This window comes from Blautia intestinihominis, from assembly GCF_040096655.1.
GTDB classification, from domain to species: Bacteria; Bacillota; Clostridia; order Lachnospirales; family Lachnospiraceae; genus Blautia_A; species Blautia_A intestinihominis.
In genome coordinates this window covers 1-8902 of sequence record NZ_JBBMEI010000102.1, presented here as the reverse complement: position 1 = coordinate 8902, position 8902 = coordinate 1, and the positions used below count along the sequence as shown (strand labels likewise).

Here is an 8902-nt window from a genome sequence, read left to right as displayed (position 1 = left end):
CATCGACTTTAAGTGCCGCAAGCTGAATCCCGGAATCAGCCTTCATAGACTGTAAAACATCGTTTACCTGATATGCCAGAGATTCCAGTGTCGCACGGATAATGTGGTACTTGTTTACTCCTCTGGTGATTCCCACGATCGTACCTCTCGCATACTGATCCCAGTGCGGTGCACCAAGTCCGGTAAATGCCGGAACGACATAGCATCCATTCGTATCCTGAACCTTCTGTGCCATATACTCTGAATCTTCTGAAGAATCGATCAGACGCATCTCGTCACGAAGCCACTGGATTGCAGCTCCCGCCACAAAAATCGATCCTTCCAGTGCATAATTCACCTTGCCATTCAGTCCCCAGGCAATCGTTGTTACCAGACCATTCTCCGAAAATACCGGTTTCTCTCCTGTATTCATAAGAAGGAAACAGCCTGTGCCATAAGTGTTCTTGGCCTCTCCCGCCTGGAAGCAGGTTTGCCCGAAAAGTGCCGACTGCTGATCGCCCGCTGCACCTGCGATCGGAATCGCGCCGCCTAAGAAAGACGGATCTGCCATTCCGTAAACACAGCTTGACGGCTTTGGCTCGGGAAGCATACTGCATGGAATATTCAATTCCTCAAGAATCTCTTCATCCCACTCAAGCGTATTGATATTAAAAAGCATCGTCCTGGATGCGTTGGAGTAATCTGTGATATGCACAGATCCCTTCGTCAGTTTCCAGATCAGCCAGGTCTCAACCGTTCCGAAAAGGAGTTCCCCACGTTCCGCCTTTTCTCTTGCACCCTCTACATTGTCCAGAATCCATTTTATTTTGGTCGCAGAAAAATAGGCATCGATCACGAGACCTGTCTTCTGACGGAATTTCTCTGTGAGTCCCTTTTCCTTGAGGGAGTCGCAGTACTCGGAAGTTCTGCGGCACTGCCAGACGATTGCATGATAAATGGGATCTCCGGTATTCTTATCCCATACAATTGCCGTTTCTCTCTGATTGGTAATTCCGATCGCCGCAATATCAGAAGCCTCCGCACCGATCATATTCATGGCTTCCACCGCTACGCCAAGCATACTCGCCCAGATTTCATCCGCATCATGCTCCACCCAGCCCGGCTTCGGAAAGTACTGATGGAACTCGCGCTGTGCTACACTGCACATTTCACCTTTTTTATTAAACAGGATGCACCGGTTGCTGGTTGTCCCCGCGTCCAGTGCCATTATGTATTTCTGCATAGGTAAAATCCCCTTTGTGGTATTTTAGTATGCATTTATTGTAACGCAAAAATGGTGGGGATTCAACGGATTTCTAATCCTTTGGAAGATGCCTTTTCTTTCCGATTGATTCTTCATTTTCTTGGTGTTGCAATACACCATGCTATGGCTACCGGTACCGTGATAGCCAGTGAAATGCCAAGAAGCATAAGCACTATTACACCTATTGTAGATTCCAAAAGCCATCGGATCAGCTTTAAAAGAAGAAACCAGCCTTTTCCCAGAAGCAGACTTAAAATAAAATATCCTGCCAACGACTTCAGAATAGTACGTGAAACTGCTGCTAAACTAATACTTATATTAAAAAAATAATCAGCAGATATGCAAAGAAGAAATATACATACTACCGCCAAAACATACTCTTTACTCATATTGATTCTCTCTTTCCTATATAAATGCGATAAGAATACAGCCCACCAGCACAAACAATACAACCAATACAATAACCTGGACAATTCCGGATAAAAGCATAATTGCCAATCCTAATATGTATAATATTATTTTCGTGCATAACCCACAGCCCACGATAAGACAAAAAGAAGCTGCCAGATAGCAAAGGATTTTATCCAGCTTTACCTTGTTAGAATCCATATGCACCACCGGGGTCTTACTGAATTTATTTGGTCTGTTAAGCATTTCCAAATGAAATGAATAGATGCTTCCATGCAATACATACATGATGCAGGCAAAAAGCAGCAAAGAACAGATGATCCAAATGGAAAAACTTTCAGCTAAGTAAGCTCCAAAATCAATTATTTTGTCAAACATAGTCTTTCCTCCTCCCTCCTCAGGATATAAAATATTATACACTGATAAACGAAAATAACAATATGGAATATGTGCAAAGTATAAAGAAAGAACTGTGGCATTATGTCCAGTTGCTATTGATGTTAAAAGCCACCTACTTATTCAGTGTTTCCTATTCCATTTCCAGGTCTCTCCCATAATATCACCTATTCCTTTCTGAATATTCTCATAAAAATGCTCCTTTGATTTATTTACCATTTTTATAGATGTCAGAATGCCATAGAACTGCTGACCGCCTGGAAAAACAGATGCGTGATATATATAAAATAAAAGCTTGCCGTCTTTTTCAGGAGCCGGATGGGCTCGAATCGTATTTCTGCAGGGACTTCTGCAGGTAATCCAGTAATACTCCTGATACCACGGAGTTGGTTGTTCGGGCGAAGGACAGGCCGATGGTCCGGTGACTTTCTGGTTCAAGAGGACGTACCTCAACTCCATCGGAAAAGGCTCTCATGACCAGATCCTGCGAAACCGTTACCCCAAAGCCATTTTTCACGAACGCCATAATCAGCGTGTCATCCCGGAAGCTGTAAGAAACCTGCGGTTTTTTCGTGCATTTTTCCAGCAGATGCAGAATATCATTATCGCATCCGGGAGTTTCGATAATAAAAGGATATTCCAGCAGTTCTTCCAGTTTTATGCATTTTTTTCCGGCAAGAGGATGCCCTTTTGGCATGACTGCACAAAGAGGGTCTTCCAGAAGCGGATAAAATTTCAGGTCAAATGCCACAATAGAAGATAAAAAACCGCAATCCACCTGCCCATGAATGATCCAGTCCCGGATTTCATCATAGTTCCCGTCGAAAATCTGGACTTCCACCTGCGGATAGTTTTTCTGAAAAAAGCGGATCACATCCGGCATCCACATGGCTGTTACGCTTGTAAAACTTCCGATTCGAAGTTTCCCCTCCACTTTATTGTTAATGTTGAAAGCCGCCTGGCGAAGCTTATCTTTCTGATTCACCATTTCCTGAATATACGGAAGCAGACGTTTTCCATTGTCTGTCAGGATTACACCTTTTTTTATCCGGGCAAATAACTGTACACCCAGTTCTTCCTCCAGCCCTGCCATCATCTGACTGATTCCGGACTGCGTATAATTCAATGCTTCTGCCGCTCTGGAAAAGTTTCCAGTCTCACATACTTTCAAAAAAATATCATAACGGTCTCGAATTTCTTTCATTTTTACCTTCTTCATCCTTCACTGGAATAATATTATTTTTTTTAATACATACCAGCAAAAATATTTGTTTTACTAATATTTTATCATATAGTATCTTATATTTACAACAATCAAAGGGGGAACTATTTACAGTGGAAAAGAAATCCAATCATTTTTCAGGACAGCTTGGTTTTGTCCTTGCCGCAGCCGGCAGTGCTGTAGGAGTGGGAAATTTATGGCGGTTTCCATATCTTGCAGCCAAAGATGGCGGCGGTTTGTTTCTGATCATTTATTTTATTCTTGTGCTTACGTTCGGGTTTACCTTGCTTACTTCTGATATCGCTATCGGCCGCCGTACTCAGAAAAGTGCCATCGGTGCTTATACCCAGATGCATCCGAAATGGAAATTCCTGGGAATCCTTACTTTCCTGGTACCCGTTCTTATTATGACTTATTACGCTGTGATCGGTGGCTGGATCACCAAATATGCCGTTGTATATATCACCGGACAGGCACAGGCTGCTGCCACAGATGATTATTTTACATCCTTCATCACCTCTTCCACCTCACCTGTGATTTTTGCCCTGCTCTTTATGGGAGTAACGGCTCTTATTGTATACAATGGTGTGGAAAAAGGAATTGAAAAAGTATCCAAATGGATGATGCCCATCCTGCTGATCCTGGTCGTAATTATCGCTGTCTACTCCCTGACACTCAGGCATACCGATACCTCCGGACAGGTGCATACCGGCTTACAGGGATTTCTTTATTATCTCACACCGGACTTTACAGGACTTACCGTGCCGCGTTTTCTGCAGATTCTGCTGGATGCCATGAGCCAGCTGTTTTTCTCGCTCAGTGTGTCCATGGGAATCATGATCACTTACGGTTCTTACGTCAGGCCAGAGGTAAATTTAAACAAAGCCGTCAACCAGATTGAAATCTTTGATACAGGTGTTGCCTTTCTTGCAGGTGCCATGATCATCCCTTCAGTATACGTATTTTCAGGAACCGAGGGCATGGGTGCAGGTCCAAGCCTGATGTTTGTATCTTTGCCAAAAGTATTTTCTGCTATGGGTAAAGCCGGTATATTTGTGGGAGTCCTGTTTTTTGTAACTGCTATTTTTGCAACCTTGTCTTCCTGTATATCCGTACTGGAATCTATTACTGCAAACTGCATGGAAATCTTCCACACCAGTCGTAAAAAAACAGTTCTTGTTTTATCTGCGATCTACCTGGCAGCCTCCGCTGTTATCGCTTTGGGATACAGCATTTTCTATGTAGAAGTAAATTTACCGAATGGCTCTGTGGGACAGCTTCTGGATATCATGGATTATATCAGTAACAGTGTTATGATGCCGTTCATTGCACTGCTTTCCACCATCCTGATCGGCTGGATCGTAACACCGGATTATGTAATTGATGAGATGGAACGCAATGGCGAAAAATTCCACAGAAAAAAACTCTACTGCGTGATGATCCGTTTTGTCGCTCCGGTTATGATGTTCATCCTGTTCCTGCAGTCTACCGGAATTTTATCGTAATTATAAAACAAAAAATGCATAAAATCAGAGCTGTTCATTTCTGACCTCCTGATTTTATGCATTATTTTTCAAATACTCTTCTCCACCAGCCTGTATCAAAAACGTTCTAAGCGCCTTTCGCGCCAGCGAAACAGTCTTCCGCGTGGCCAGGTGGGGAATACCCTTAAATATTATATTCTTTATACAACTGCTCACGTCTTTTAGAATCTGTTGATGCCAGCAGAATTTCTTCATTTCTCTGATCCTGAATAAGCCGACTGATTAAATTACCTAATCGAGTTTCTCCTCTTGCCTGTCCAATTGCTTCTCCTTCTGCTTTTCCTTCTGCTTTTCCTTCCGCTTTTCCTTCCGCTTTTCCAAGTGCCTTAAGTCTTTCTGATTCCAATTCCAAAACTTTCCCGCCCATAATATCACCTATTCCTTTCCGAACGTTATCTTCCTTTCGAAAAATGTGGTCTGCAATCTTTACAATGAGTTTTGTCAGATCCGTATATAGTTCTGCTTTTCCTGTTTCTGTCAGTTCCTTTTCCAGATTTACTCTGATTTCCTCATATTCGTTTAACAATATTTGAAATAATTCTGGATTTTCACTCAGATCATGTCCCTGTTTCTCATATCTCATGATATAAAATGGCAGCAGCATCAACAGATTTTTTTCGAAAATACTGTCCTTTGTATAGTCTGCCATTTTTATAGTCGGTATCGAGTATACATGCGTCCGCCCATCCGGAAAAATCACATCCGCCTCCAGATTATCCGGTGTATTCTCTGAGCTTCTCAAAAACAGCACGCAGGATTTTGGAAACTCTATCCGATATCTCCGATTTTGTTTCTCAGCATTTCCTATCGCAATCGCAAAATCATACTCTATCATGCGTATCGTCATCGTAGTATCATCTGTACTCTGACATTCGATATGATACATCTTCTTCCCTATCAGCAAACAGGAATCCGTAATGATTTCTCCATCTTCCTGCTGGTGTTCATTACGCAGCTGTGTGATCTTTACATTTTCCGGATAGGATGTGTGAAATACTTCATTGATCAACGGTACTGCCAAATATGGCATCTTTTCAATCATAGTACGAAACACATCATCAAAAATCGTATTATTCATATAACACTCCTTTTGGTATCTACATTATAACATTTTGTTGAGTTCTATTAAACACTTATTTGCTTTTATCTTTGGAATTAGTGGCAGATATTTGCCTGAACGATAACTGATAAGATACTTTAGATCATTGCCTGTTTTTTATACTATACAGTATCTGTCTCCATCTGGCAAGCTTATTTTTACAGAAAGACAGCAACCAGACATGTAATTTTCCTAATTAACTTGTCCTGGAAATCTATTGTTCTCGTTTCATGCATATGAGTTGCACCTTTTTCCAGATTTTTAACCATATTGTGTGCAGAAATGCGCGAAAAAACAATCGTAAAAATTTACGATTGTTTTTTAATCTTTCGAAAACCCCTGAAGAAGATCAAATTCAATATGACATCAGAAATTTTACCATCTTTTCATTTACATATTGGCTTTCCGGGATCTCCGGCAGGGCGGTACTGAATGCATGAGGAAGTTTTTTGTGGGGACCCAGATCTTCCAGATGGCAGATGCCTCCTGACTTCTGTATGGCCCTGGCATATTGTCTGCTGTAATTTCGCAGGGAATCTCCATAAACTGTGATAAGAAAGGACGGCGGCAAGTGTTCGAGAATCGCTTTGTTTTCCGGATTTATGTATGGATAAAAGGAACTTTTCTTCCACCCTTTTCCGTAAATACAGGAAGGAAGAAAAATTCCGATGCTGTCCATTTTTGTCGTGTAATACATCCCGCTCGCCAGGCCCATTGCCCGAATCCCAAGATCTGCTGGCACCACTCCAAAAACATCTGCCAGCTCCGGACTCTGCATCATCGCAGCCAGATATACACACAGGCTTGCCCCCGCACTGGTTCCTGTCAGGTAAATACGTTCTTCATCTCCATTATATTTCTGAAAATACACTCTGGAATTTTTAATTCCTTTCATCAGATCTCGAAGAATCTGTGGAAACAAAGACTCCGGTGCCAGAGGATATTCCAGAGAAAATACAAGAAATCCCTTCTGGCTCATTTCTGCACAGAACAGATGACTTTCCTCTTTTTTCCCAAGAAGGAAACCGCCACCATGAAGGTTAAACATGATCGGAAGCTTTTTATCATGCTTTTTATCATGCTTCTTTCCACGGTAAATATCCATAAAATGACAGGCCATGCCATCCCCCATATAATCAATATCCCGAATCAGCTCCACATCCTCAGGAAACGGATGCTCCGCTTCATGCCTTTCCAGAAAATTATCCAGAAGCTTTTCCTTCTTCGCCGTCTGCTATATTGGCATCCTCTCAAACATAAACAATCCCCTTAGATATTATATGCGTTATACAACTTAAAAAGCCATAGCACTGCTGACTGCAGCTCCACAGGCTGCCTCTTCCTGGTACACAGCCAATGATAAATCTGCCCCAAACATCTCACTGCTGATTTCCTGTAATACTTTGTTTTTTCTCATTCCATTACCAGACGCAACCAGATGAGATACCTGAATTCCCGTCCCCTGATGAATTTGCTGATACATGTCATAAAGCTCTTTTATCATGCCATGCAACACACCATAGGTTATTCCTTCCGGTGTAAAATTGTTTTCGCTGATATTGGTAATACTGCCACGAAGCGTTGGATCTGTTCTTGTTCCGTTAAATAAAGTAGACACTTCCACAGGATTTTCCTGATTCATAGCAGCTCTTGCCAATTTCTTCAAAACTTCATATAATGCCTTATCTTCACCACCAGCCTGTACCACAAAAGTTCTGAAAAACTTCTCCAACACTGCATAAGCACGCCCTCCACAGAGAGATGCCCCTACCAGAATATATTTTCCTCTTGCGAGTGGTCTGGCTTCGATTCCCCCTTCTTCAAATGGCTTATCCGATAATACAGAAATCTGCCCACCCGTTCCCATGTTTAAAAGCAATGTATTTTCCTGAAAACCAACACTTCCCAGAAAGCTTGCCTGATTATCACCCAGTGCCACCGTCACCGGTATTCCATCATAGTATCCCAAGATTTTAAACTCATCTGTAACTTCCGGCAACTGTCCCGGATCCATGCCAAGTTTATGAATTGTATCTATATAAAACATCATTTTTTCACTGTCAAAAAGACCCAAACTTGCTGCATTACTGATATGCACAATTGGTGTTTTTCTGCCTGTGAGCTTCATTCCAAGATAATCACTAATTGTACAGAAGGAAACTGCATTCTTCGGCACCTGATTCTTTTTGCAGTGATACAGGTGTGTAGCAAGTCCATAGCCTGTCGAAATCGAAAAACCTGTCTCTTCTTTTACCAGACAGACAACACTCTTCCCATCAAATTCCGGAAGATTTCCTCGCCCATCCTGCCAAGTATAAAGTGGACTGACACAATTTCCATCCTCATCAATATACAGAATTCCATGCATCTGACCGGTAAGACCAATTGTCTCCACATCTTTATACGCCTTCCGTAATTCTTTCAGCTCCCGCATCGCTTTTTCTACAATTCTATCCGGATTCTGAATGCGTTCCCATTCCTTTTCAGTCCTTATAAATGTCCCATTAGGAACCGTTCTTGATTCCAAAACCGCCTTTTTTTCTGTATCCAGTACAACCAGACTGATCGTTGTTGTACCAATATCGATTCCGATTACTTTCATCCCTGCTCTCCTTGCCTTATGTAGTGTACCAAGTCAGTTAATCACCTCTTTTGACCAGTATTACTTCCTGCTGACTTTGGTTTTATTTGCAGCACCATACGCATTCTTTTCTTCTGCTGCCATCATCACAGGTTCTGATTTTCTTTCATAGTATGAAATAGTGTTATTTCCCGAAAATTCTTCAAAATTCTCCACCTGCTCCATAACCTTATTAAACACTTCTGGACTATACTGTGGCGGGTAACCATTTTTGACTAAGCATATCTTTATTTCCAGTTTTAGCTCATTTCTTACATTCTGATTATTAAGCCAAGTAAAGGAACTGCTAAAGGATAAGAACCATTATCGGTATCTTCCTTCCAATGTGAATTTCGACTATTTACCTGCA

General features: G+C 41.8%; 8 protein-coding genes and 1 pseudogene. 1 reads left to right on the top strand and 8 read right to left on the bottom strand.

Features of this window, described 5'->3' with window-relative positions; all coding sequences use genetic code 11:
- The 4 genes from glpK to WMO75_RS17775 form a co-directional block, all read right to left on the bottom strand.
- A partial coding sequence (glpK, locus tag WMO75_RS17790; RefSeq protein WP_349078644.1) for a glycerol kinase GlpK occupies positions 1-1222 on the bottom strand: 1222 nt, incomplete at its 3' end.
- Positions 1223-1335: 113 nt separating this feature from the next.
- Positions 1336-1632 carry a hypothetical protein gene (locus WMO75_RS17785; protein ID WP_118698195.1) on the bottom strand — a complete coding sequence of 99 codons (297 nt, stop codon included), beginning with the start codon at positions 1630-1632 and terminating at the stop codon, positions 1336-1338.
- A 16-nt stretch (positions 1633-1648) separates the two neighbouring features.
- Positions 1649-2029: a hypothetical protein gene (locus WMO75_RS17780; protein ID WP_118254567.1), complete on the bottom strand. Its 381-nt coding sequence runs from the start codon at positions 2027-2029 to the stop codon at positions 1649-1651.
- Between the two features lie 325 nt (positions 2030-2354).
- Positions 2355-3251, bottom strand: coding sequence for a LysR family transcriptional regulator (locus WMO75_RS17775; protein ID WP_118698196.1), 897 nt, complete (start codon positions 3249-3251; stop codon positions 2355-2357).
- 131 nt (positions 3252-3382) lie between these two features.
- On the opposite strand from WMO75_RS17775, the gene WMO75_RS17770 reads away from it, so the two are divergent.
- On the top strand, positions 3383-4774 hold the full coding sequence (locus WMO75_RS17770; RefSeq protein WP_118254569.1) for a sodium-dependent transporter: 1392 nt from the start codon (positions 3383-3385) through the stop codon (positions 4772-4774).
- Positions 4775-4937: 163 nt separating this feature from the next.
- Here WMO75_RS17770 and WMO75_RS17765 read toward each other — a convergent pair whose 3' ends face one another.
- The 4 genes and pseudogenes from WMO75_RS17765 to WMO75_RS17750 all read right to left on the bottom strand — a co-directional run.
- Positions 4938-5891, bottom strand: coding sequence for an RpnC/YadD family protein (locus tag WMO75_RS17765; RefSeq protein ID WP_118698197.1), 954 nt, complete (start codon positions 5889-5891; stop codon positions 4938-4940).
- Positions 5892-6267: 376 nt separating this feature from the next.
- Positions 6268-7044 (bottom strand): alpha/beta hydrolase, encoded by a 777-nt coding sequence (locus tag WMO75_RS17760; RefSeq protein ID WP_118698198.1) that lies wholly within the window; start codon positions 7042-7044, stop codon positions 6268-6270.
- 162 nt (positions 7045-7206) lie between these two features.
- Positions 7207-8514 carry a sedoheptulokinase gene (locus WMO75_RS17755; protein WP_118698199.1) on the bottom strand — a complete coding sequence of 436 codons (1308 nt, stop codon included), beginning with the start codon at positions 8512-8514 and terminating at the stop codon, positions 7207-7209.
- A gap of 60 nt (positions 8515-8574) precedes the next feature.
- Positions 8575-8817, bottom strand: a pseudogene (locus WMO75_RS17750) (type I restriction enzyme endonuclease domain-containing protein); the annotation flags it as partial.
- Between the last annotated feature and the right edge of the window lie 85 nt (positions 8818-8902).

Coding starts and splice junctions, on each gene's coding strand:
- WMO75_RS17775 (WP_118698196.1), bottom strand. CDS start 3,251: ATGAAAGAAATTCGAGACCGTTATGATATTTTTTTGAAAGTATGTGAG.
- WMO75_RS17765 (WP_118698197.1), bottom strand. CDS start 5,891: ATGAATAATACGATTTTTGATGATGTGTTTCGTACTATGATTGAAAAG.
- WMO75_RS17785 (WP_118698195.1), bottom strand. CDS start 1,632: ATGAGTAAAGAGTATGTTTTGGCGGTAGTATGTATATTTCTTCTTTGC.
- WMO75_RS17760 (WP_118698198.1), bottom strand. CDS start 7,044: ATGGGGGATGGCATGGCCTGTCATTTTATGGATATTTACCGTGGAAAG.
- WMO75_RS17755 (WP_118698199.1), bottom strand. CDS start 8,514: ATGAAAGTAATCGGAATCGATATTGGTACAACAACGATCAGTCTGGTT.
- WMO75_RS17780 (WP_118254567.1), bottom strand. CDS start 2,029: ATGTTTGACAAAATAATTGATTTTGGAGCTTACTTAGCTGAAAGTTTT.